This window comes from Pseudomonas sp. LB3P93 (assembly GCF_054898025.1).
In genome coordinates, this window is the sequence record NZ_CM142713.1 from 6,187,235 (window position 1) to 6,209,069 (window position 21,835).

At 58.4% G+C, this 21,835-nt stretch carries 20 protein-coding genes; 3 read left to right on the plus strand and 17 right to left on the minus strand.

What is annotated here, in order from left to right:
- Positions 1–176: 176 nt before the first annotated feature.
- Positions 177–818 carry an HD domain-containing protein gene (locus tag ACYZT8_RS28360; protein ID WP_461977648.1) on the plus strand — a complete coding sequence of 214 codons (642 nt, stop codon included), beginning with the start codon at positions 177–179 and terminating at the stop codon, positions 816–818.
- A 145-nt stretch (positions 819–963) separates the two neighbouring features.
- Here ACYZT8_RS28360 and ACYZT8_RS28365 read toward each other — a convergent pair whose 3' ends face one another.
- The 8 genes from ACYZT8_RS28365 to ACYZT8_RS28400 form a co-directional block, all read right to left on the minus strand.
- Positions 964–1,854 (minus strand): ABC transporter permease subunit, encoded by an 891-nt coding sequence (locus ACYZT8_RS28365; protein ID WP_461977650.1) that lies wholly within the window; start codon positions 1,852–1,854, stop codon positions 964–966.
- A complete protein-coding gene (locus ACYZT8_RS28370) occupies positions 1,851–2,732 on the minus strand; it encodes an ABC transporter permease subunit (RefSeq protein ID WP_461982638.1) in 882 nt (293 codons plus the stop codon). Before ACYZT8_RS28370 ends, ACYZT8_RS28365 begins: the two co-directional genes overlap by 4 nt.
- Before the next feature lie 35 nt (positions 2,733–2,767).
- A complete protein-coding gene (locus ACYZT8_RS28375) occupies positions 2,768–3,910 on the minus strand; it encodes an ABC transporter ATP-binding protein (protein ID WP_131061050.1) in 1,143 nt (380 codons plus the stop codon).
- A 70-nt stretch (positions 3,911–3,980) separates the two neighbouring features.
- Entirely contained in the window at positions 3,981–5,078 is a 1,098-nt protein-coding gene (locus ACYZT8_RS28380; RefSeq protein WP_461977652.1) for a polyamine ABC transporter substrate-binding protein, read from the minus strand.
- Between the two features lie 236 nt (positions 5,079–5,314).
- Positions 5,315–6,427: a polyamine ABC transporter substrate-binding protein gene (locus tag ACYZT8_RS28385; protein ID WP_131061048.1), complete on the minus strand. Its 1,113-nt coding sequence runs from the start codon at positions 6,425–6,427 to the stop codon at positions 5,315–5,317.
- A 169-nt stretch (positions 6,428–6,596) separates the two neighbouring features.
- A complete protein-coding gene (locus tag ACYZT8_RS28390) occupies positions 6,597–7,961 on the minus strand; it encodes an aspartate aminotransferase family protein (RefSeq protein ID WP_461977654.1) in 1,365 nt (454 codons plus the stop codon).
- Positions 7,962–8,019: 58 nt separating this feature from the next.
- A complete protein-coding gene (locus ACYZT8_RS28395; RefSeq protein WP_461977656.1) occupies positions 8,020–9,378 on the minus strand; it encodes a glutamine synthetase family protein in 1,359 nt (452 codons plus the stop codon).
- A gap of 37 nt (positions 9,379–9,415) precedes the next feature.
- Positions 9,416–9,796: a gamma-glutamyl-gamma-aminobutyrate hydrolase family protein gene (locus tag ACYZT8_RS28400; RefSeq protein WP_461977658.1), complete on the minus strand. Its 381-nt coding sequence runs from the start codon at positions 9,794–9,796 to the stop codon at positions 9,416–9,418.
- A 278-nt stretch (positions 9,797–10,074) separates the two neighbouring features.
- On the opposite strand from ACYZT8_RS28400, the gene ACYZT8_RS28405 reads away from it, so the two are divergent.
- The gene (locus ACYZT8_RS28405) at positions 10,075–11,451 is read left to right on the plus strand and encodes a glutamine synthetase family protein (RefSeq protein WP_131061044.1); all 1,377 of its coding nucleotides are present in this window, start codon (positions 10,075–10,077) and stop codon (positions 11,449–11,451) included.
- A 284-nt stretch (positions 11,452–11,735) separates the two neighbouring features.
- Positions 11,736–12,371 carry a TetR/AcrR family transcriptional regulator gene (locus ACYZT8_RS28410; protein ID WP_461977660.1) on the plus strand — a complete coding sequence of 212 codons (636 nt, stop codon included), beginning with the start codon at positions 11,736–11,738 and terminating at the stop codon, positions 12,369–12,371.
- A gap of 139 nt (positions 12,372–12,510) precedes the next feature.
- On the opposite strand, the gene ACYZT8_RS28415 is transcribed toward ACYZT8_RS28410, so the two are convergent.
- From ACYZT8_RS28415 to ACYZT8_RS28455, 9 genes are all read right to left on the minus strand, one after another.
- On the minus strand, positions 12,511–12,726 hold the full coding sequence (locus tag ACYZT8_RS28415; protein ID WP_003229256.1) for a TOBE domain-containing protein: 216 nt from the start codon (positions 12,724–12,726) through the stop codon (positions 12,511–12,513).
- Positions 12,727–12,757: 31 nt separating this feature from the next.
- The gene (gene ssuB / locus ACYZT8_RS28420) at positions 12,758–13,564 is read right to left on the minus strand and encodes an aliphatic sulfonates ABC transporter ATP-binding protein (protein ID WP_461977662.1); all 807 of its coding nucleotides are present in this window, start codon (positions 13,562–13,564) and stop codon (positions 12,758–12,760) included.
- Positions 13,561–14,343, minus strand: coding sequence for an aliphatic sulfonate ABC transporter permease SsuC (ssuC, locus tag ACYZT8_RS28425; protein WP_461977664.1), 783 nt, complete (start codon positions 14,341–14,343; stop codon positions 13,561–13,563). The genes ssuB and ssuC overlap by 4 nt, the downstream gene beginning before the upstream one ends.
- A 9-nt stretch (positions 14,344–14,352) precedes the next feature.
- Positions 14,353–15,501, minus strand: coding sequence for an FMNH2-dependent alkanesulfonate monooxygenase (ssuD, locus tag ACYZT8_RS28430; RefSeq protein ID WP_461977666.1), 1,149 nt, complete (start codon positions 15,499–15,501; stop codon positions 14,353–14,355).
- 25 nt (positions 15,502–15,526) lie between these two features.
- Positions 15,527–16,492, minus strand: coding sequence for a sulfonate ABC transporter substrate-binding protein (locus ACYZT8_RS28435; protein ID WP_461956206.1), 966 nt, complete (start codon positions 16,490–16,492; stop codon positions 15,527–15,529).
- A 101-nt stretch (positions 16,493–16,593) separates the two neighbouring features.
- A complete protein-coding gene (ssuE, locus tag ACYZT8_RS28440) occupies positions 16,594–17,187 on the minus strand; it encodes an NADPH-dependent FMN reductase (protein ID WP_403107610.1) in 594 nt (197 codons plus the stop codon).
- Between the two features lie 298 nt (positions 17,188–17,485).
- Positions 17,486–18,124 (minus strand): peroxiredoxin, encoded by a 639-nt coding sequence (locus ACYZT8_RS28445; protein ID WP_461956207.1) that lies wholly within the window; start codon positions 18,122–18,124, stop codon positions 17,486–17,488.
- Positions 18,125–18,417: 293 nt separating this feature from the next.
- The gene (locus ACYZT8_RS28450; RefSeq protein WP_461977668.1) at positions 18,418–19,779 is read right to left on the minus strand and encodes an OprD family porin; all 1,362 of its coding nucleotides are present in this window, start codon (positions 19,777–19,779) and stop codon (positions 18,418–18,420) included.
- 373 nt (positions 19,780–20,152) lie between these two features.
- A complete protein-coding gene (locus ACYZT8_RS28455; protein WP_461977670.1) occupies positions 20,153–21,490 on the minus strand; it encodes an OprD family outer membrane porin in 1,338 nt (445 codons plus the stop codon).
- Positions 21,491–21,835 lie beyond the last annotated feature (345 nt).

Sequence of the window (21,835 nt, forward strand, 5' to 3'; positions counted from 1 at the left end):
GGGCATGCGTGCAACCCGGATTCAAACTTAGCCAATCCGGGCGCAACAAGCGAGGTTGGCGCGATATGCATGCTCATTGGCCGGGATCACAGCCATGGATCGATTGTCCGGTTGGGGAGGCGGGAACAGACTTGTTCCATCAGCGCCACCACGGCGTTCCCCACGAGGAAAGCACCATGAGCAGCAACATCGCCGGTATCAAAATCCCCGACAGCGCGTTGGCCCGGGCCACCACTGAATACATTCGCGACGCCGAATCCGACCTGCTTTTCCACCACTCGCGCCGGGTGTTTCTGTTCGGCGCCCTGAGCGGTGAGCGCAAGCAGTTGGCCTATGATCCGGAGCTGTTGTACGTCGGCGCGATGTTCCATGACCTCGGTCTGGTGGAAGGTCATCGCAGCGACAATGAACGCTTTGAAGTCGATAGCGCCAATGCCGCCAAAGCGTTCCTCAAGCCTTACGGCCTGAGTGATGACGATATCGAGCAAGTGTGGTTGTCGATTGCCCTGCACACCACGCCGAATGTGGTGCAGCACTTGCGGCCTAACGTCGCGCTGGTCACGGCGGGTGTGGAAATGGATGTGCTGGGCATCGACTACGCCGCGTTTTCCACGGTGCAACGAGAAGCGGTGGTGCATGCGCATCCACGGGGAGAGGGGTTCAAGGAATGCATCCTGTGTGCGTTCGCCAATGGCTTCAAGCACAAACCGGACACCACGTTCGGCACAGTGAACGCGGATGTATTGGTGGACAGCGAGCCGGGGTTCAAGCCGATGAACTTCGTCGAGATCATCCGCAAATCCCCTTGGATTTCCTGACCACCAAAAAACCTGTGGGAGCGAGCTTGCTCGCGATGGCGTCATCACAGTCAACATTGATGTTGAATGTAAATCCGCTATCGCGAGCAAGCTCGCTCCCACAGGGTGCTAGGTTGACCACAGATTTGTGGTCAACCCATCAGGCTCAAGCCGCTTCTGGCGCCTGCGCGCGACGCACGTCCGGTTGTTTCCAGGAGTCGGCAGCGCTTTCTTCGATCGCTTGCTGGATCGCACGCTTGCGCGCTTCTTCGGCACGACGGCTGAAGAACCAGACCAGGAAGGTCATCAGCGATACCGCCAGCAGAATCAGGCTGGCCACGGCGTTGATCTCGGGTTTAACCCCCAGACGCACCGCCGAGAACACTTCCATCGGCAGGGTCGTGGAACCCGGCCCCGACACGAAGCTTGCCAACACCAGGTCATCCAGCGACAGGGCGAAGGACATCATGCCGCCCGCCCCCAGCGATGGTGCGATCATCGGGATGGTGATCAGGAAGAACACCTTCCACGGCTTGGCTCCGAGATCCATGGCCGCTTCTTCGATGGACAGGTCCAGCTCACGCAAGCGCGCCGACACCACCACCGCCACATACGCCGCACAGAACGTCGTGTGGGCGATCCAGATGGTGACGATGCCGCGTTCCTGTGGCCAACCGATCATCTGCGCCATCGCCACGAACAGCAGCAACAGCGACAGACCGGTGATCACTTCGGGCATCACCAGCGGCGCGGTGACCAGGCCACCGAACAGCGTACGACCCTTGAAGTGGGTGATACGGGTCAGGACGAACGCCGCCAACGTACCCAGTGCCACCGCCGCCACCGCCGTGTAGCAGGCGATTTCCAGCGAGCGCACCACCGAGCCCATCAGTTGCGTGTTGTCCATCAACCCGACATACCACTTGATCGACCAGCCGCCCCACACCGTCACCAGTTTCGAGGCGTTGAACGAGTAGATCACCAGGATCAGCATCGGCGCGTAGATGAACAGCAATCCCGCGATCAGCATGAAACTCGAGAAACGGAAGCGCTTCATTCTTTACCCTCCATTTCCTTGGCCTGACTGCGGTTGAACAGGATGATCGGCACAATCAGGATCAACAGCATCACCACCGCCAGGGCAGACGCCACCGGCCAGTCACGGTTGTTGAAGAACTCTTGCCACAGCACTTTACCGATCATCAGGGTTTCCGGACCGCCAAGCAGTTCCGGGATCACGAACTCACCCACGACCGGAATGAACACCAGCATGCAACCGGCGACTATGCCGTTCTTGGACAGCGGAATGGTGATCTTCCAGAAGCTGTTGAAGGTGCTCGAACCCAAGTCCGATGCGGCTTCCAGCAGACTGTTGTCGTGCTTCACCAGGTTGGCGTAGAGCGGCAGGATCATGAACGGCAGGTACGAATAAACCACGCCGATATAAACGGCCAGGTTGGTGTTGAGGATTTGCAGCGGCTCGTCGATCCAGCCCATGGTCATCAGGAAACCATTGAGCAGACCGTTGTTGCTGAGGATGCCCATCCACGCATAAACGCGGATCAGGATCGCGGTCCAGGTCGGCATCATGATCAGCAGCACCAGCACCGTTTGCATCTCTTTACGGGCACTGGCAATGGCGTAGGCCATCGGGTAGCCGATCAGCAAACAGAGAATGGTGCTGATCAACGCCATCTTCAGCGAGCCGAGGTAGGCGGCGATGTACAACTCGTCCCCGGCCAGCATCGCGTAGTTGCCCAGGTTCAACAGCACCTGGAGCTTCTGGTCGATGAAGCTGTAGATCTCGGTGTACGGCGGAATGGCCACGTCGGCTTCGGCGAAGCTGATCTTCAGGACGATGAAGAACGGCAACATGAAGAACAGGAACAGCCAGATGAACGGAACCCCGATGACCAGTTGGCGGCCACCGGGAATTATTCGATTGAGGCGGCGTTTTAACTTGCGCATGTTCATGAGCGAAGTACCACGCCGCTGTCGTCTTCCCAGTACACGTAAACCTGGTCACCCCAGGTTGGGCGCTGGCCACGACGTTCGGCGTTAGCCACGAAAGACTGGACGATCTTGCCGCTCGGCAGTTCGACGTAGAACACCGAGTGACCGCCGAGGTAGGCGATGTCGTGCACCTTGCCGCTGGACCAGTTGTATTCGCACGTTGGCTGGATCGGCGTCACCAGCAGTTTTTCCGGACGGATCGCGTAGGTCACGGATTTGTCCTGCACCGAGGTGCTGATGCCGTGGCCGACGTAGATCTGGCGGTCCAGGTCCTTGCAGGTGATGGTCGCGTGGCCTTCGGCGTCGTCGATCACTTCACCGTCGAAGATGTTGACGTTGCCGATGAACTCGCAGACCAGGCGGCTGGTCGGGGTTTCGTAGATATCGATCGGGCTGCCGATCTGAGCGATCCAGCCCAAGTGCATGATCGCGATGCGCTCGGCCATGGTCATGGCCTCTTCCTGGTCGTGGGTCACCATGACGCAGGTTACGCCGACGCGCTCGATGATCTCGACCAGCTCCAGCTGCATTTGCGAACGCAGCTTCTTGTCCAGCGCACCCATCGGTTCGTCGAGCAACAGCAGTTTCGGCCGCTTTGCCAGGGATCGAGCCAGGGCCACACGCTGACGCTGGCCACCGGACAACTGATGCGGCTTGCGCTTGGCGAACTGCGTCATCTGAACCAGCTTGAGCATGTCCGCGACACGGGCATCGACTTCAGCGGCAGGGATTTTGTCCTGCTTGAGGCCGAAGGCGATGTTCTGCGCCACGGTCATGTGCGGGAACAAGGCGTAGGACTGGAACATCATGTTGATCGGCCGCTCGTACGGCGGCATGTCGGTGATGTCTACGCCATCGAGGAAAATGCGCCCCTCCGTGGGCCGTTCGAAGCCTGCGAGCATGCGCAGCAACGTGGATTTGCCCGATCCCGAACCGCCGAGCAGGGCGAAAATCTCGCCTTTCTTGATTTCCAGGGACACATCGTCCACGGCAATCGTCTCGTCGAACTTCTTCGTGACCCGGTCGATTTTGACCAACACCTGTTTAGGTGTCTGGTCGCCCTCGAGGGCTTTCTTATAGGCGCCGGAGGCAACTGCCATTTACGAAACTCCCAACAAAATTTGCAGAACGCCCGAGGTGGGCGAACCTTGGATAGTTTGAGCCTTGTCGCTATTTACCCGACTTGACCTTGGTCCAGCTACGGGTCATCAAACGTTGAATGTTTGGTGGTAACTCGACGGACACGTAGGTCTTGTCGAGGACGGCTTGCGGTGGATAAACCGACTCGTCGGTGCGGATGGACTGGTCCATCAATTTGTCCGAGCCAGGGTTGGGGTTCGCGTAGCCAACAGAATCACTGACTTGTGCGATGACCTCGGGTTTCAACAAATAGTTGATGAAGGCGTGGGCTTCTTTGACGTTGGTCGAATCCTTCGGAATCGCCAGCATGTCGAACCACAGCGCACCGCCCTCTTTGGGAATCGTGTAGGCGATATTCACGCCTTTCTTCGCTTCAGCCGCGCGGTTTCTGGCCTGGAACATGTCGCCGGAAAAACCGATCGCGATACAGATATCGCCGTTGGCCAGATCCGCGATGTACTTGGAGGAGTGGAAGTAAGTTACATAAGGCCGCACCGCCAGCAACTTGGCTTCGGCCTTCTTGTAATCTTCGGGGTTGGTGCTGTTGGCGTTCAGGCCCATATAGTTGAGGACCGTCGGCATCATTTCATCGGCGGAATCGAGGAACGCCACGCCGCAACTGTGCAGCTTCTTGATGTTCTCCGGTTCGAATACCACGTCCCAGGAATCGATCTTGTCGACGCCCAGCACAGCCTTGATCTTGTCGACGTTGTAACCGATGCCGTTGGTGCCCCACAGGTACGGCACGGCGTACAAGTTACCCGGATCGTTTTGCTCAAGACGCTTGAGCAACACCGGATCGAGGTTGGAATAGTTCGGCAGCTTCGACTTGTCGAGTTTCTGGAAAGCACCCGCCTTGATCTGCTTGCCAAGGAAGTGGTTCGACGGCACGACCACGTCGTAACCGGTACGCCCGGCCAGCAACTTGCCTTCCAGGGTTTCGTTGGAGTCGAACACGTCGTAGACCGGCTTGATGCCGGTCTCTTTCTGGAAGTCGGCCAGGGTGGTCTCGCCGATGTAGTCCGACCAGTTATAAATATGCACGGTGCCGGCGGCCTGGACACTGACAGCGAGCGTCAGCCCGGCGCCGACCAGCATGGCATTGCGCAACAAAGAAAAAATAGGCAAGTGGAGGTCCTCTAAAATTAGTTGGGCCCAAGTTGCCCCGCGTTACATGACAGTCATGGCTGCCCAGCAACAAAACCGGCGCGCAACTTACCCTCGAAAAACCGTTCCAGCAAACTTTATGAAGATCTGTAGCAGCTGCCGCAGGCTGCGTTCAACTGCGGAGCAGTTGTGCTGTTGAAAAAGCGGAGGTCCTTCGAACCTCAACGCAGCCTTCGGCAGCTGCTACAGGGTTTTACTTATTTACCCGATTTGATCTTGGTCCAGCTGCGCGTCAGGATCCGCTGGGTCGCGGCCGGCAAGTCGGCGATCGCGTACAGCTTGGCCAGCACGTCCGCTGGCGGGTAGATGCCTGGGTCAGCGGTGATTTCTTTTTCGACCAACGGGGTGGCGGCCGCGTTACCGTTCGGGAAGCGTACGGCGTTGGTGATTTCAGCCATGATTTCCGGCTTCTGCAGGAAGGTCATGAACTTGTAGGCGCCTTCGACGTTTTCGGCATCTTTAGGGATGGCGACCATGTCGTAGAAGCTGCCTGCACCTTCTTTCGGAATGTTGTAGCTGACTTTCACCTTGTCACCGGCTTCAGCCGCGCGGGACTTGGCCTGGTAGATATCACCCGAGTAACCCACGGCGACGCAGATGTTGCCGTTAGCCAGGTCGGAGATGTACTTGGACGAGTGGAAGTAACCCACCGAAGGACGAATCTTCAGGAACAGTGCTTCGGCTTCGGCCAGTTGTTTTTTGTCCTGGCTGTCGGTTGGATAGCCCAGGTAGTGCAACGCCACCGGAATCATCTCGGTTGGCGAATCGAGGAAACTGATACCGCACGACTTCAACTTCGCGGCGTTTTCAGGTTTGAACAGCAGGTCCCAGGAATTGGTTGGTGCATCGGCACCCAGTGCAGCCTTGACCTTCTCGGCATTGAAGCCAATACCAATCGAACCCCACATGTACGGGAACGCGTGTTCGTTGCCCGGGTCGCTCACCGACACCGCTTTAAGCAGGTCAGGGTTCAGGTTCTTCCAGTTAGGCAGCTTGGATTTGTCCAGCTTCTGGTAAACGCCAGCCTTGATCTGCTTGGCCAGGAAGTTGTTCGACGGTACGACGATGTCGTAGCCGGACTTGCCTGCCAGCAACTTGGCTTCCAGGGTTTCGTTACTGTCGAATACGTCGTAGACAACTTTGATGCCCGACTCGGTTTCGAACTTCTTGATGGTGTCCGGTGCGATGTAGTCGGACCAGTTATAGACGTGCAACACCTTGTCGTCCGCCTGTACCGCACCCGCCATCATGCCCATCAGGGACATGGCGAGGAGAGTCTTGCCAGCAAGCTTTTTTCCTAATGCCTTCATTCGTAATGCTCCAAATTTTTCTTTTTAGAACCACTTTGTTCAGTGGCCGAACCCGGACAACTGGAACCGCGGCTAGTCTGGCAAGATCCGGGGCGGTCTTTCAAGGAAAGGCCACCCTTTAGAACTGCTCTGAGCGAAAGTTTCATGAGCCCCGCCCAGAGCCTAGCACTTAGCCCTGCAACGCACTCAGGGTCAGGTCCAGACACTTGCGTGCCTTCGTCACCAGTTCATCGATTTCAGCCTTGGTGATCACCAGTGGCGGAGCAATGATCATGGTGTCCCCCACGGCGCGCATGATCAGGCCGTTGTCGAAGCAGAACGTGCGGCAGATCATGCCGACACCCTTACCTTCGTAACGCTTGCGAGTCGCCTTGTCCTGAACCAGTTCAATGGCCCCCAACAGACCCACCCCGCGCACTTCCCCCACCAACGGGTGATCGTTCAGTTCCCGCAGACGCTTCTGCAAATAGGGTGCCGTTTCCGCATGAACGCGCTCGATAATCTTTTCTTCGCGCAGGATACGGATGTTTTCCAGTGCCACCGCAGCGGCCACCGGGTGCCCGGAATAGGTGAAGCCGTGGTTGAAATCGCCACCTTCGTTGAGCACTGCGACCACTTCGTCACGCACGATCAGGCCACCCATCGGGATGTAGCCGGAGGTCAGGCCTTTGGCGATGGTCATCATGTCGGGTTTGAGGTCGTAGAAATCGGTACCGAACCACTCACCGGTGCGGCCGAAACCACAGATCACTTCGTCCGCCACGAACAGGATGTCGTACTTGGCGAGGATTTCCTTGATGCGCGGCCAGTAGGTGTCTGGCGGAATAATCACGCCGCCGGCGCCCTGGATCGGCTCGGCAATAAAGGCACCAACGTTGTCCACGCCGATTTCCAGAATCTTCTCTTCCAGCTGATTGGCCGCCCACACACCGAACTCTTCCGGTGTCATGTCGCCGCCTTCAGCGAACCAGTACGGCTGGGCGATGTGGACGATGCCCGGGATCGGCAAGTCGCCTTGTTCGTGCATGTAGGTCATGCCACCCAGGCTCGCACCCGCCACGGTGGAACCGTGATAGCCATTCTTGCGGCTGATGATGACTTTCTTCTTCGGCTGGCCCTTGATCGCCCAATAGTGGCGGACCATCCGCAGCATGGTGTCGTTGCCTTCGGAACCGGAACCGGTGAAGAACACGTGGTTCATGCCTTCTGGCGCGATGTCGGCGATGGCCTTGGCCAGTTCCAGCACCGGCGGGTGAGCGGTCTGGAAGAACAGGTTGTAGTAAGGCAGTTCGCGCATCTGTTTGCTGGCAGCATCGGCCAGTTCATCGCGACCGTAGCCGATCGCTACGCACCACAGGCCGGCCATGCCGTCGAGGATCTTGTTGCCTTCGCTGTCCCAGAGGTAAACGCCCTTGGCGTTGGTGATGATCCGCGGGCCCTTCTCTTTCAGCTGCTTGAAGTCGCTGAACGGGGCCAAGTGGTGATCGTTGCTCAGGGTTTGCCATTCACGAGTTTGCGGGTTGTTGCTGGTCATGCGAATTCTCCTAAGATTTCAGTGAAGGGCGCCGCCAAGTGCAGCGACGCCCGGCGCATCAGACGGCAAAGAGCAGGAATTCCCGCTCCCACGAACTGATCACGCGCTTGAAGTTTTCATGCTCGGCCCGCTTGACCGCGACGTAGCCAGTGATGAATTTCTTGCCCAGGTATTTCTCGACGGTCGCGCTGTTTTCCATACGCTCCAGCGCGTCTTCGATGGTCAGCGGCAGGCGCAGGTTGCGGCGTTCATAGCCTCGACCCACTACTGGCGCACTCGGGTTCAAGCCTTCGACCATGCCGATGTAACCGCAGAGCAAGCTCGCGGCGATCGCCAGGTACGGGTTGGCGTCAGCACCCGGCAGGCGGTTTTCCACCCGACGGTTTTGCGGCCCGGCATCCGGAACCCGCAGGCCCACGGTGCGGTTCTCTTCGCCCCACTCCACGTTCACCGGCGCCGAGGTGTCCGGCAGGAAGCGGCGGAACGAGTTGACGTTCGGTGCGAACAGCGGCAACAACTCGGGAATCAGCTTCTGCAAGCCACCGATGTGGTGCAGGAACAGTTGGCTCATGGTCCCGTCTTCGTTGGAGAAGACGTTCTTGCCGGTCTCGATATCAATGATGCTCTGGTGCAAGTGCATCGCGCTGCCCGGCTCGCCGGTCATGGGCTTGGCCATGAAGGTGGCCGCCACGTCGTGCTTGAGCGCGGCTTCACGCATGGTGCGTTTAAAGATCAGGATCTGGTCGGCCAGGGACAGGGCATCGCCGTGACGGAAGTTGATTTCCATCTGCGCCGTGCCGTCCTCGTGAATCAGCGTATCGAGGTCCAGCTCCTGCAATTCGCACCAGTCGTAGACGTCCTCGAACAGCGGGTCGAATTCGTTCGCCGCTTCAATGGAGAACGACTGACGGCCGATTTCCGGGCGCCCGGAACGGCCGATCGGCGGTTGCAACGGGTAGTCCGGGTCGTCACTGCGCTTGGTCAGGTAGAACTCCATTTCCGGCGCCACGATCGGCTGCCAGCCCTTGTCGGCATAGAGTTTCAGGACCTTTTTGAGCACGTTGCGTGGCGACAGCTCGATCGGGTTGCCTTGCTTGTCGTAGGTGTCGTGGATCACCTGAGCGGTCGGCTCGATGGACCATGGCACCAGGTAAACCGCGTTCTGGTCGGGACGGCAGATCATGTCGATGTCGGCCGGGTCGAGCAGTTCGTAATAGATGTCGTCTTCGACATAGTCGCCGGTCACGGTCTGCAACAGAACGCTCTCGGGCAGGCGCATGCCTTTTTCGGCAATGAACTTGTTGGTCGGCGAAATCTTGCCCCGGGTGATCCCGGTCAAGTCGGCGATCATGCATTCGACTTCTGTGATCTTGTGGTCTTTCAACCAATCGGTGAGCTGGTCGAGGTTGTTACTCATAAATGCCTCTTAGGCTGTGTTTCCTGACTCTTATAAGTCAGGCGTTGTTTGACGCATCGGCGTCGTGTGATACAGATTGCCACTGCAATGGCCGCGCGCAAGTACCCGCACGGGTAATGGCGTGGGTCAGCGAGAGCGTAGTGGGACGTGCAGAATCACGAGCAGAAACCGACGCGCTGGTCGGGCTGCCAGGGTGAAACAGTTCTATATTGGAAGGAGAGCCAGTAAAGATAATGTCGTGCAGACCGTCCAGAATATCGGACGGGGCCAGCAGGTTCGCCGGGGAAGGAAGAGTCGACGTCACGCCATTGGCAACGCTTGCCTTGGCATGAACGCAACGATCGCCACTGATGTGATAAGCATGCAGACCGATCTGCCTTGAGCAGATGGCGACGCCGATTAACGGCAGGCGAGACATGAAGCACCCCGGTATTATTGCTGTTATGGGTTTGAATCGAGCTTAGCCTTGTTCATTTTTTTACACAACACCCCCGTAAAAAATACAACACGGCCCGCTCAAGCTCGCGGGCGCTAAAGCGCTCAAAGGCATAAAAACGCCCCAAACTGCCTCAAAAAAGCCCTACGAGCGCTTTTTTAGGGCGAAAAAGGCCTCGCTTGACTTCGGCAGGCCGTTCGGGTTGACTGAAACCCGAAGAGATCAATGATTGATATTTTTAACAACAAAGGTGTTGCATCATGTCGGTACCCCCGCGTGCCGTTCAGCTTAACGAAGCGAACGCGTTCCTTAAGGAACATCCTGAGGTTCTGTACGTTGACCTTCTGATTGCGGATATGAATGGTGTGGTGCGCGGCAAGCGCATTGAACGCACCAGCCTCCACAAGGTTTACGAGAAAGGCATCAACCTGCCGGCCTCTCTATTTGCTCTGGATATCAATGGCTCGACGGTGGAAAGCACCGGCCTGGGCCTGGACATCGGCGATGCTGACCGAATCTGCTATCCAATCCCTGACACCCTGTGCAATGAACCCTGGCAGAAGCGCCCTACCGCGCAGCTGTTAATGACCATGCACGAACTGGAAGGCCAGCCGTTCTTTGCCGACCCGCGAGAAGTGCTGGCTAATGTGGTGCGCAAGTTCGACGACATGGGCCTGACCATCTGCGCCGCGTTCGAACTGGAGTTCTACCTGATCGACCAGGAGAACGTGAACGGTCGTCCGCAACCGCCACGCTCGCCGGTCTCCGGCAAACGCCCGCACTCGACACAGGTCTACCTGATCGACGACCTCGACGAATACGTCGACTGCCTCCAGGACATTCTGGAAGGTGCGAAAGAGCAAGGTATCCCTGCCGACGCGATCGTCAAGGAAAGTGCCCCGGCGCAGTTCGAAGTGAACCTGCACCACGTGGCCGACCCGATCAAGGCCTGCGACTACGCGGTCCTGCTCAAGCGTCTGATCAAGAACATCGCCTACGACCATGAGATGGACACCACCTTCATGGCCAAGCCTTACCCGGGCCAGGCGGGCAACGGTCTGCACGTACACATTTCGATTCTTGATAAAGAAGGCAAAAATATTTTTGCCAGCGAGGATCCCGAGCAGAACGCCGCACTGCGTCACGCGATCGGCGGTGTGCTCGAGACCCTACCGGCGCAGATGGCTTTCCTCTGCCCGAACGTCAACTCCTACCGTCGTTTCGGCGCACAGTTCTACGTGCCGAACTCGCCGTGCTGGGGCCTGGACAACCGCACCGTGGCGATCCGCGTACCGACCGGTTCCTCCGATGCCGTACGCATCGAACACCGTGTGGCCGGTGCCGACGCCAACCCGTATCTGTTGATGGCTTCGGTTCTGGCAGGCGTGCACCATGGCCTGACCAACAAGATCGAACCGGGCGCTCCCGTGGAAGGCAACTCCTACGAGCAGAACGAGCAAAGCCTGCCGAACAACCTGCGCGATGCATTGCGTGAGCTGGACGACAGCGAAGTCATGGCCAAGTACATCGATCCGAAATACATCGATATCTTCGTGGCTTGTAAGGAAAGTGAGCTGGAGGAGTTTGAACACTCCATCTCTGACCTTGAGTACAACTGGTACCTGCATACCGTTTAAGCGGTTGCAGTAAAAACAAACGCCGCCGGCCTCACAGCCAGCGGCGTTTTTTTATGGTCGCCAGTAAACCCTGTGGCGAGGGAGCTTGCTCCCGCTGGAGGCCGAAGGACTCCCTTCAATGCGCGAAACAGTTCTGTCTGGCATACCGCATTGACTGGTTTTGGGGCCGCTTCGCGACCCAGCGGGAGCAAGCTCCCTCGCCACAGGGACTGTAGGCACCACAGGGGATATGGAACATCTGCCCGCTCTGCGTACAATGCCCCCTGCCCCGCAGGAGGACTCCAATGACCCGCACCGCCACCGTTCGCAAACCCCGCGCCCGCAGCCAGGCCCGGATCGATTCGATACTCGATGCCGCCCGCACGCTGCTGGCTGCCGAAGGTGTGGCCAGCCTGTCAATCTACAGCGTCGCCGAGCGCGCAGAGATCCCGCCCTCCTCCGTCTACCACTTCTTCGCCAGCGTCCCGGCCCTGCTCGAAGCTCTGACGGCGGACGTCCACGCCGCGTTCCGCGCCTGCCTGCAAGCGCCCATCGATCACAACGCCCTCAGCGGCTGGCGCGACCTGTCGCGAATCGTGGAGCAGCGCATGCTCGACATCTACGGCGAAGATGCAGCCGCCCGCCAGTTGATCCTCGCCCAGCATGGCCTGACCGAAGTCACCCAGGCCGACCGCCAGCACGACATCGAACTCGGTGACCTGATGCACAAGCTGTTCGACCATCACTTCGAGCTGCCGAAATTGCCGAGCGATGTCGATGTGTTTGCGCTGGCGATGGAGCTGGGGGATCGGGTGTATGCGCGTTCGGTGCAGCAGCATGGGCAGATTACGCCGCGCATGGCCGAGGAAGGGATGCGGGTGTTTGATGCGTATCTGGGGCTGTATCTGCCGCCGTATTTGCCGAAGCGCGCCGGCATCTGATCGTTACCACGCTCCGCGTGGTAATGCAGCCCGTGACGCTCCGCGTCACTGGACGCGGAGCGTCCCTAGAGGCATTCCCACGCAGAGCGTGGGAACGATCAGGGCTCACACCCTCCGGGGTTGTTCGCAATGCACGCCCTTACAACTTGGCGATCGACACCTCGGTGGATTTCACAAACGCGATCACTTCGCTGCCGACCACCAGTTCCAGCTCTTTCACCGAGCGGGTGGTAATCACCGAAGTCACGATGCCGGAGGCGGTCTGCACGTCGATTTCCGACAACACGTCGCCCAATACGATTTCCTTGATCGAGCCTTTGAACTGGTTACGAACGTTGATGGCTTTGATAGTCATGATGTTGATTCCTGTCATTGGATAAGGCGGTTTATTGAGCCCAGCGCAATTGCGTAGGCAAGGGTGAAACAGGTTCCGGTTCCGGCGGTTGGCCGGGCAGTGCGAGTACGCGATTGAGGACTTCTGTTTCCAGCGCCGCCAGCCGATGGGAGCCGCGGGCCCGAGGGCGCGGCAGCTCAACGTGCAGGTCGAGGCCGACTTCGCCCTCTTCGATCAGGATCACCCGATCGGCAATCGCCACCGCTTCACTGACGTCATGGGTGACCAGCAACACAGTGAAGCCGTGCTTCTGCCAGAGCCGCTCGATCAGTTGCTGCATTTCAATTCGGGTCAGAGCGTCCAGCGCACCCAGGGGCTCGTCCAGCAGTAGCAAGCGCGGTTGGTGGATCAGCGCGCGGGCCAGGGCCACTCGTTGCTTCTGGCCACCGGACAGCGCCGCTGGCCATTCATTGGCGCGATCTGCCAGGCCGACCGACTCCAACGCTTCCAGCGCTTGCGGCCGCCAGTTGCCCTTGAGTCCGAGACCGACGTTGTCGATGACTTTTTTCCACGGCAGCAAACGGGCTTCCTGGAACATCAATCGAGTGTCTTCCCGGGCATCGCTCAGCGGCGCAGAGCCGGCGAGCAATTCACCCCCCGTGGGTTTGTCGAGACCGGCGAGCAACCGCAGCAAGGTACTTTTGCCGCAACCACTGCGACCGACCACGGCGACAAACTGTCCGGCCGGAATGTGCAGGTCGATCTCGCGCAACACTTGCCGGGAACCGAAAGTCTTTTGCAGCTTGCGCACCACCAGCGGAATCCCGCGCAGCAGGCGTGGAGGTTGTTGAGCGGTCATGCGGCACCTCCTTTGGCAACCTGATACGCCGGATGCCAGCGCAGCCACACACGTTCAAGTCCACGGGCAGCGAGGTCGGCGAGTTTGCCCAGCACCGCGTACAAAAGAATCGCCAGCACCACCACGTCAGTCTGCAAAAACTCCCGGGCATTCATCGCCAGATAGCCAATGCCGGAGCTCGCGGAAATGGTTTCCGCCACGATCAGCGTCAGCCACATGAAACCCAACGCGAAGCGCACGCCGACCAGAATCGAAGGCAGCGCACCCGGCAGAATCACCTGACGAAACAGGCTGAAACCGGACAAGCCATAACTGCGCGACATTTCCACCAACGCCGGGTCGACGTTGCGGATGCCGTGATAGGTGTTCAGGTAGATCGGGAACAACGTGCCCAGCGCTACCAGGAAAATCTTCGCCGACTCATCGATGCCGAACCACAGAATCACCAGTGGAATCAGCGCCAGATGCGGCACGTTACGGATCATCTGCACCGAACTGTCGAGCAGGCGTTCGCCCCATTTCGACAGGCCGGTGATGAAGCCCAGAACCAGGCCGATGCTACCGCCGATGGTGAAGCCCAGCGCGGCACGCCAGCCGCTGATTGCCAGGTGCGTCCAGATTTCGCCGCTGCGCACCAGGCTCACGCCGGCCTCGATGACGGCAATCGGCGCGGGCAGAATCCGGGTCGACAACCAGCCCGCCGACACCGACAACTGCCACACCGCCAGCAACAACACCGGCAACGCCCAGGGCGCGAGGTTGTGGGTAATTCTTTTCATGGCGACGCCTCAGCTCTGGGACGCAGCTTTGGGAAGAATGTCGTTGGCGACCATCTCACCAAACGGGCTGACGTAGTTCGCGCCTTGAGGTTGCTCCGGACGCTGCACGTCAATGTGCGGGAACAGCAACTCGGCGACGCGATACGCCTCTTCCAGGTGTGGATAACCGGAGAAGATGAAGGTGTCGATGCCCAGGTCCGCGTATTCCTTCACGCGGGCAGCCACCGTTGGACCATCGCCCACCAGCGCCGTACCGGCACCGCCACGCACCAGGCCGACACCGGCCCACAGGTTGGGGCTGACTTCCAGGTTGTCACGGCTTCCGCCATGCAGCGCGGCCATGCGTTGCTGGCCCACCGAATCGAAACGCGCCAGAGAAGCCTGGGCCCGCGCGATGGTTTCGTCGTCCACATGAGAGATCAGCCGATCCGCCGCTTGCCAGGCTTCGGCGTTGGTTTCGCGGACGATCACATGCAAGCGAATGCCGAAGCGCACGGTGCGACCCAGCTTCGCGGCTTTGGCGCGCACTTGTTCAATCTTCTCGGCAACGGCTGCCGGTGGTTCGCCCCAGGTCAGGACCATTTCCACTTGCTCGGCCGCAAGGTCTTGCGCCGCTTCCGACGAGCCACCGAAATACAGCGGCGGACGCGGTTGCTGGATCGGCGGATAGAGCAACTTGGCGCCTTTCACGCTGATGTGCTGACCGTCGTAATCAACGGTTTCACCTTCCAGCACCCGGCGCCAGATGCGGGTGAACTCCACCGAGGCTTGGTAGCGTTCTTCGTGAGTCAGGAACAAACCGTCGCCAGCCAATTCTTCAGGATCACCGCCGGTCACCAGGTTGAACAGCGCACGGCCGCCGGACAGGCGATCCAGTGTCGCGGCCTGACGCGCGGCCACTGTCGGGGAAATGATCCCGGGGCGTAGCGCGACAAGGAATTTCAACCGCTGAGTCACCGGGATCAGCGACGCCGCAACCAGCCACGAGTCTTCGCACGAACGGCCGGTGGGGATCAAAACCCCGCCGAAGCCCAGACGATCCGCCGCTTGGGCGATTTGCTGCAGGTAACCGTGGTCGACGGCGCGAGCGCCTTCGGCGGTGCCAAGGTAATGGCCGTCGCCGTGGGTAGGCAGGAACCAGAAAATATTGAGGCTCATGGAGTGGTCTCCTTGGGGAATCGAATTACTGCGCTTTGGCAACGGCCGCCGGTGGCGTCCAGATCACGTCTTTGATGCTCAACTGTTTCGGGATCAGCTTGAGCTGGTAGAAGCTGTCGGCGATTTTCTGTTGCGCGGCGACCACTTCAGGCGTGAGGAACAGCGCGCCGTAGCCCTGGCGTTTCACTGAGGTGAGGGTGATGTCCGCTGGCAGGCCGAGCAGTGGCGAAACCTGTTTGGTCACGTCTTCCGGGTTGGCCTTGGACCATTCACCGACGGCGCGCACTTCTTCCACGAGGGTCTTGATCACCTCAGGATTTTTCTGCGCATAAGGCTTGGTGGCGAGGTAGAACTGGTGGTTGTCGACGATGCCCTGGCCATCGCGCAGGGTGCGCGCTTGCAGTTGCTGTTCGGCGGCAGCCTGGTACGGGTCCCAGATCACCCAGGCATCGACGCTGCCACGTTCGAACGCGGCGCGGGCATCGGCCGGCGGCAGGAAAACGGTCTGGATGTCGGTGTATTTGAGGCCGGCGTCTTCCAGCGCGCGGACCAGCAAGTAGTGGACGTTGGAGCCTTTGTTGAGCACGACTTTCTTGCCCTTGAGGTCCGCGACCGATTTGATGGTCGAGTCCTTTGGCACCAGGATCGCTTCGCTGTGTGGCGCTGGCGGTTCGTAGGCGACGTAGAGCAGATCAGCGCCGGCTGCTTGAGCGAATACCGGCGGGGTTTCGCCGGTGACGCCGAAGTCGATGGAGCCGACGTTCAGGCCTTCGAGCAGTTGCGGGCCGCCGGGGAATTCAGTCCATTGCACGTCCACGCCTTGGGCGGCGAGGCGTTTTTCAAGGGTGCCTTTGGCTTTTAGCAGCACCAGGGTGCCGTATTTCTGATAGCCGATTCGCAAGGTTTCAGCTTGAGCTTGAGTAATGGCGCCGAAGGTTACAGCCGCTGCAAACAGAGCGACCAGACCACGACGCAAAATGACAGTGCGCATGGCGCTCTCCTTTTTGCAGTTGGGTTTTGGCTGCACCTGCTTGCCCGTTAGCGGGCGAGTAAGGCCAGTACATCAATTTCAGGTGTGGCTTGAGTGCTGGCTTAAATGCTCCAGCGAGCACTCAAAAGACGTTCATTCAACAGGTTCGGATCGAGCGGCTTGGGCCGTCGCGCCATGGCGCTGAAAAACAATTCCAGCGATTCATTCAGTCGTTGTTCCAGCTCCGGCGCCAACTGCGCCTGGGCGCTGCCTTCGCCGTAAGCGATCTGGCTGTCTACCGCGAAAATTCCATGCAACATCTCTTGGGCTTTCAACGCGGACAGCACGGGCTTGAGCGCGTAATCCACCGCCAGCATGTGGGCGATGCTGCCGCCGGTGGCCATGGGCAAAACCACCTTGTGGTCCAACGCGCGCTCGGGCAGCAGGTCCAGCACGGTTTTCAGCGCACCGGAGAACGATGCCTTGTAAACCGGGGTGGCGATCAGCAGGCCGTCGGCGTTTTCAATCTGTTGCAGCAGGTCGATCACCTTCGGGCTGTCGAAGCGTGCATGCAGCAAGTCTTCGGCCGGGAAGTCCCGTACCTGGTAACTCACCACTTCCACACCTTGCTCCTGCAACCAGCGTTGAGAGCGCTCCAGCAGCACCCCGGAACGGGAGCGTTGGCTGGGGCTGCCACCGAGTGAGACGACCAGCATTCAGGCGATTCCTTGAACGGTGTTGGCGATTCGCGGTTTGCGATCTCGCTTTGATGGAAGTGACCTTAACAGGTGATTGTTATATCCATAAATCATATTTATTCATTTGGTTATGCGTTGTGGATCTATGCGAAACAGCTTTGTCCAGGCAAAAAAATGGGCCGTAGAAACGGCCCGAAATCCCCTGCTGATCGTTCCCACGCTCTGCGTGGGAATGCATCCATGGACGCTCCGCGTCCAAAGTGACGCAGAGCGTCACGGGCGGCGTTCCCACGCGGAGCATGGGAACGATCGATATTCAACGGTTGGGTTGCGGGGTCAGGCGCAGGTACGGCTTCACCGCGCGATAACCCTTGGGAAAGCGCTTCTTGATTTCGTCTTCGTCCTTGAGCGACGGCACGATCACCACTTCATCACCGTCCTGCCAGTTGGCCGGGGTGGCCACCTTGTAGTTGTCGGTGAGTTGCAGCGAGTCGATCACCCGCAGGATCTCGTGAAAATTGCGACCGGTACTCGCCGGGTAAGTGATGGTCAGCCGAACCTTTTTGTTCGGGTCGATCACGAAGAGCGAGCGCACGGTCAGGGTGTCATTGGCGTTCGGGTGGATCAGGTCGTAGAGGTCCGAGACCTTGCGATCGGCATCCGCCAGGATCGGGAAATTGACGACTGCGTTCTGGGTTTCATTGATGTCCTCGATCCACTTGTGGTGCGAGTCCACCGGGTCCACAGACAGGGCGATCGCTTTCACGCCGCGATTGGCGAATTCATCCTTGAGCCGGGCGGTGAAGCCCAGTTCGGTGGTGCACACCGGGGTGAAGTCCGCCGGATGGGAAAACAGCACGCCCCAGCTATCGCCCAGCCATTCGTGGAAACGGATGGTGCCGGCGCTGGAATCCTGTTCGAAGTCGGGGGCGATATCGCCCAGTCTGAGGCTCATGGTGCTGCTCCTGGTGAGTGCTTGTTGAGCTCAACTGTGCCTGCGTTCCTTATGGATTAAAAAGAATAAATATCGATTTGTTTAGATCATAAGTGAATATTAAAGATCTGTTCACTGGACCTGCGGGCGCATCCCGACCAACATCGCCCACAAGGTTCGAGAAGGCCTTGAGTTGCTGCAAAGAGGGAAACTTTCAAGGCGGGATTACGGGGGTGACCTCGCCTTGAAAACGCAAAAGCCCCGCCCGGCGAGATGCCGGGCGGGGCTTTTTTTCTTCGGTTACGCGAGCGCTATTACAACAGCGGGATCGAGTAGCTGACGATCAAGCGGTTTTCGTCCTGGTCGCGCTGACCTGGAACGTCGTTGCGCCACATGGCGTTTTTCCACATGAAGCCGAGGTTTTTCAGCGGGCCTTCCTGAACTACGTAAGCCAGGGTCAGGTCACGTTCCCACTCGGAACGGCCGGAGCCGGCCACTGCGGTGCTGGTGCTGCTGATGGTGTCGATGTTGTCACCACGCAGGTAAACGATGCCGGCAGTAGCGCCTGGCAGGCCAACCTTAGCGAAGTCATACGAGTAGCGAGCTTGCCAGGTACGTTCACCGGCGCGGGCGAACTTGGCGATCTGCATGTCGGTAGTGATGTAAGCCGACGAGCCGTCACCCTGGTTCAGCCAAGGGAAGTCGCTGCTGCCGTTGCTGACCTGGTAACCACCACCAAAGGTGTGACCGGCAACGGTGTACAGGAACAGGCCGCTGTACAGGTTGTTGTCGACCTTGCCTTTACCAGCGCGGAAGCCCTGGTAGTTGCCGCTGCTGAAGTAAGACGAGTCGTGACCGTTGGCACCGTCATCGGAGCTGTTGAAGTAACGGAAATCAGACTTCAATACGCCCGGGCCGATTGCCCAGTTGTGTACCAGACCCAGGAAGTGCTGCTTGTAGAAGTCTTCCAGGTTGCCGTAGTAGTACTGGGCAGTCAGGTCTTTGGTGATTTTGTAGTCACCGCCACCGTAGATGAACTTGTTGCTGTCACGGCCAGCAGCCGTGTGAGCGTTCGAACCAGCAATCGACAACTCTTCGTTGTTGCTGGAGTTACGACCCTTGGCGTGCTCGATCTGACCACCGACCAGTGTCAGGTCCTTGATCTCGTTCGAGGTGATCTGGCCACCCTGGAAGGTTTGCGGCAGCAGACGGCCATCGTTGGTCACGATAACCGGCAGTTTTGGCTGCAGGGTGCCCAACTTCAGTTCGGTCTGGGAGATCTTGGCTTTGGCAGTCAGGCCCAGGCTGGAGAAGTTATCAACCGCTTCGCCGTTGGACTTGCTTGGGAAAACAGTGCCGCCGTAAGAAGTCGACGTGGCGCCGTTGGTGCCGCCGCCCGAATCCAGACGCACGCCCAGCAGGCCGATAGCATCGATACCGAAGCCAACAGTGCCTTGAGTGTAGCCGGAGGTGAAGCGCAGATCGAAGCCTTGGCCCCATTCTTCGTTCTTGTTTTGAGCGCCGGCAGCTTTGGTGCCCGAATCACGGTTATCGTTGTTGATGTAGAAGTTGCGCAGCCCCAGAGTTGCCTTGCTGTCTTCGATAAAACCGGCGGCGCTTGCCTGCTGCGCCAAAACCCCTACGGCCACAGCCAGGGCCAAGGTGGACTTGTTCATTTGTTTCGCTCCTATCGTTTCTAATTTTTTCGGTCCTGAGTCGAATGCTCTGGATCCTGAAATGTGCGGATACCGCCAACCGCAATCCGCGCGTCACTCAACTGATGCCTCTAAGTCAAGGGTCTGAGCGCGGCGAATGGGCGGCATGGTAAACGTAAATAAATTTATTTCATTCTTTTTCATGCCGTACAGGAATAAAAACCGGCATTTTAATCGCTGCGGGATACTAGGTATCGGCCCCGGCGGAATGCACTTTAGAGGTTTATTTTAAAAACCAAAAAGAATAATAAATTCCTAAGTAATGCCTAATTAGCATATTAAAAAAATGCAAAAAAAAACCTCGCCAAACGGCGAGGCTCTTTTGCGAAGCTTGTTACAGGAAGCTGTAGGTGTAGTTGAAGATCAGACGGGTCTGATCCTGATCAAGGGTGCTGGTGTTGCCGCGATACATACCGTGACGCAGCGTCGTGCCAAACCCTTTAAGCGGACCCGTTTGAATCACGTAATCCACACGCAGGTCGGTTTCCCGCTCGTTCAGGTCCTTACCCACACCGTTGGTGGCCTTGATGTCCTGGCCATACAAGTAAGCAGCCGAAGCTTTCAAGCCTGGCACACCCAACGAAGCGAAGTCATAGGAATACTGGCCATACGAGGTATTTTCACCGGCACGGATAAAGCTGCCGACCGTGGCGTCGGTGAACGAGTAGAAGCTGGCGCCGCCAGCACCTTCGTTTCGCCCTCTACCGTCAACCACGTTGCCCTGGTTCAGGAAAACGAAGCCGCCGTCATCGCTGACACGCTGATGCCCGAGCAGAAACGCGCTGCCACCCAGGGTATAGGTGAATGTGGCGCTCCAGGTCTTGTTATCGACCACGCCCCTTTCCTTGGCGTAGCCGCTGTTGTTGTTGAACTGGTAGCCGGCGTCGCCGTTCTTGCCGTCGGAGCTGCTGTCGAAGTAACGAAGATCGGTCTTGAACGACTGGTTGGGAGCGATCGGGTAGACGTGCACCAGGCCGAGGAAGTTCTGCTTGTAGTAGTTTTCCAGGTTCGCGTAGTAGTACTGCAGCGTCAGCTCTTTGGTGACCGCCCAGTCTGCACCGGCGTAGCGGAACTGGTTACTGTCCTCTGTGCCACCCGCCACGGCCAGGCCAGTGCTGTTGGAGGATGCCCGACCTGTCGCGTGCTCCAACTGACCTACGTTAAAGGTGAAGTTGTCGATTTCCTTCGAGGTGATGGTGCCACCTTCAAAGGTCTGTGGCAGCACGCGGCTGTCGTTCGCAATCAGGATCGGCATGTTTGGTTGCAGAGCGCCACCGTAGTGGGCCTCTGTCTTCGAGAAGCGTGCCTTGACGTTGCCCGCCACACGGCTCCATGAACTCTCTGCCGAACCATCGGAATCGCTAGGGTTGAAGGAGTTATTGTCCGGGTGATGGCCCTTGCCACCGTCCAGATGGATACCGACCATTGCCTGGGCGTCGAAACCGAAACCTACGACACCTTGAGTGAAGCCCGACCGGTAATCGAACTTCAGACCCTCAGCAGTCTCTCGCTGCCGGTTAGCAGGAGTCTTGGCACCTTCACGGTTGTCGGCGTCGAAATAATAGGTGCGCGAACTTACGGTCGCCTTGCTGTCTTCGATGAAACCGGCGGCGCCTGCCTGCTGCGCCAAAACCCCAACAGCCACGGCCAGGGCCAAGGTGGACTTGTTCATTGTTTCACTCCTCTCGTTTCTAATTCTTGTGTTCCTGGTCCGGGGTCATTTGCCTCGGATCCTAAGATGCGCGATTAGCGCCAGACCGTGACTCACAAGTCAATCGTAACTATGTGTGTCTACGACCATGGTCTAATCCCCGGTTTTTTGGTCCTTGCGGGTCATGAGTTCGTCATAAACCCAAAAAGAATTGGTCAGTTCTTTTTTCATACCTTTCAGGGATTCGCTCATCGTCCCGCGCCAGAGCGGTCGTCTCATAAGCTAATTCCGAAAAGGTATTTATTAGCCTTTTTTTAGATCGATTAGCGTTGACGCAAATCGGAAACAAATCCCTACCGAAAGGCG

Bases quoted from the DNA above. Each gene is read 5' to 3' on its own strand.
- ACYZT8_RS28450 (WP_461977668.1), bottom strand. From the start codon at position 19,779: ATGAACAAGTCCACCTTGGCCCTGGCTGTGGCCGTAGGGGTTTTGGCG.
- ACYZT8_RS28395 (WP_461977656.1), bottom strand. From the start codon at position 9,378: ATGAGTAACAACCTCGACCAGCTCACCGATTGGTTGAAAGACCACAAG.
- ACYZT8_RS28435 (WP_461956206.1), bottom strand. From the start codon at position 16,492: ATGCGCACTGTCATTTTGCGTCGTGGTCTGGTCGCTCTGTTTGCAGCG.
- ACYZT8_RS28400 (WP_461977658.1), bottom strand. From the start codon at position 9,796: ATGTCTCGCCTGCCGTTAATCGGCGTCGCCATCTGCTCAAGGCAGATC.
- ACYZT8_RS28360 (WP_461977648.1), top strand. From the start codon at position 177: ATGAGCAGCAACATCGCCGGTATCAAAATCCCCGACAGCGCGTTGGCC.
- ACYZT8_RS28455 (WP_461977670.1), bottom strand. From the start codon at position 21,490: ATGAACAAGTCCACCTTGGCCCTGGCCGTGGCTGTTGGGGTTTTGGCG.
- ACYZT8_RS28415 (WP_003229256.1), bottom strand. From the start codon at position 12,726: ATGACTATCAAAGCCATCAACGTTCGTAACCAGTTCAAAGGCTCGATC.
- ACYZT8_RS28375 (WP_131061050.1), bottom strand. From the start codon at position 3,910: ATGGCAGTTGCCTCCGGCGCCTATAAGAAAGCCCTCGAGGGCGACCAG.
- ACYZT8_RS28385 (WP_131061048.1), bottom strand. From the start codon at position 6,427: ATGAAGGCATTAGGAAAAAAGCTTGCTGGCAAGACTCTCCTCGCCATG.
- ACYZT8_RS28410 (WP_461977660.1), top strand. From the start codon at position 11,736: ATGACCCGCACCGCCACCGTTCGCAAACCCCGCGCCCGCAGCCAGGCC.
- ACYZT8_RS28390 (WP_461977654.1), bottom strand. From the start codon at position 7,961: ATGACCAGCAACAACCCGCAAACTCGTGAATGGCAAACCCTGAGCAAC.
- ACYZT8_RS28405 (WP_131061044.1), top strand. From the start codon at position 10,075: ATGTCGGTACCCCCGCGTGCCGTTCAGCTTAACGAAGCGAACGCGTTC.
- ssuC (WP_461977664.1), bottom strand. From the start codon at position 14,343: ATGAAAAGAATTACCCACAACCTCGCGCCCTGGGCGTTGCCGGTGTTG.
- ACYZT8_RS28445 (WP_461956207.1), bottom strand. From the start codon at position 18,124: ATGAGCCTCAGACTGGGCGATATCGCCCCCGACTTCGAACAGGATTCC.
- ACYZT8_RS28365 (WP_461977650.1), bottom strand. From the start codon at position 1,854: ATGAAGCGCTTCCGTTTCTCGAGTTTCATGCTGATCGCGGGATTGCTG.
- ssuB (WP_461977662.1), bottom strand. From the start codon at position 13,564: ATGACCGCTCAACAACCTCCACGCCTGCTGCGCGGGATTCCGCTGGTG.
- ssuE (WP_403107610.1), bottom strand. From the start codon at position 17,187: ATGCTGGTCGTCTCACTCGGTGGCAGCCCCAGCCAACGCTCCCGTTCC.
- ssuD (WP_461977666.1), bottom strand. From the start codon at position 15,501: ATGAGCCTCAATATTTTCTGGTTCCTGCCTACCCACGGCGACGGCCAT.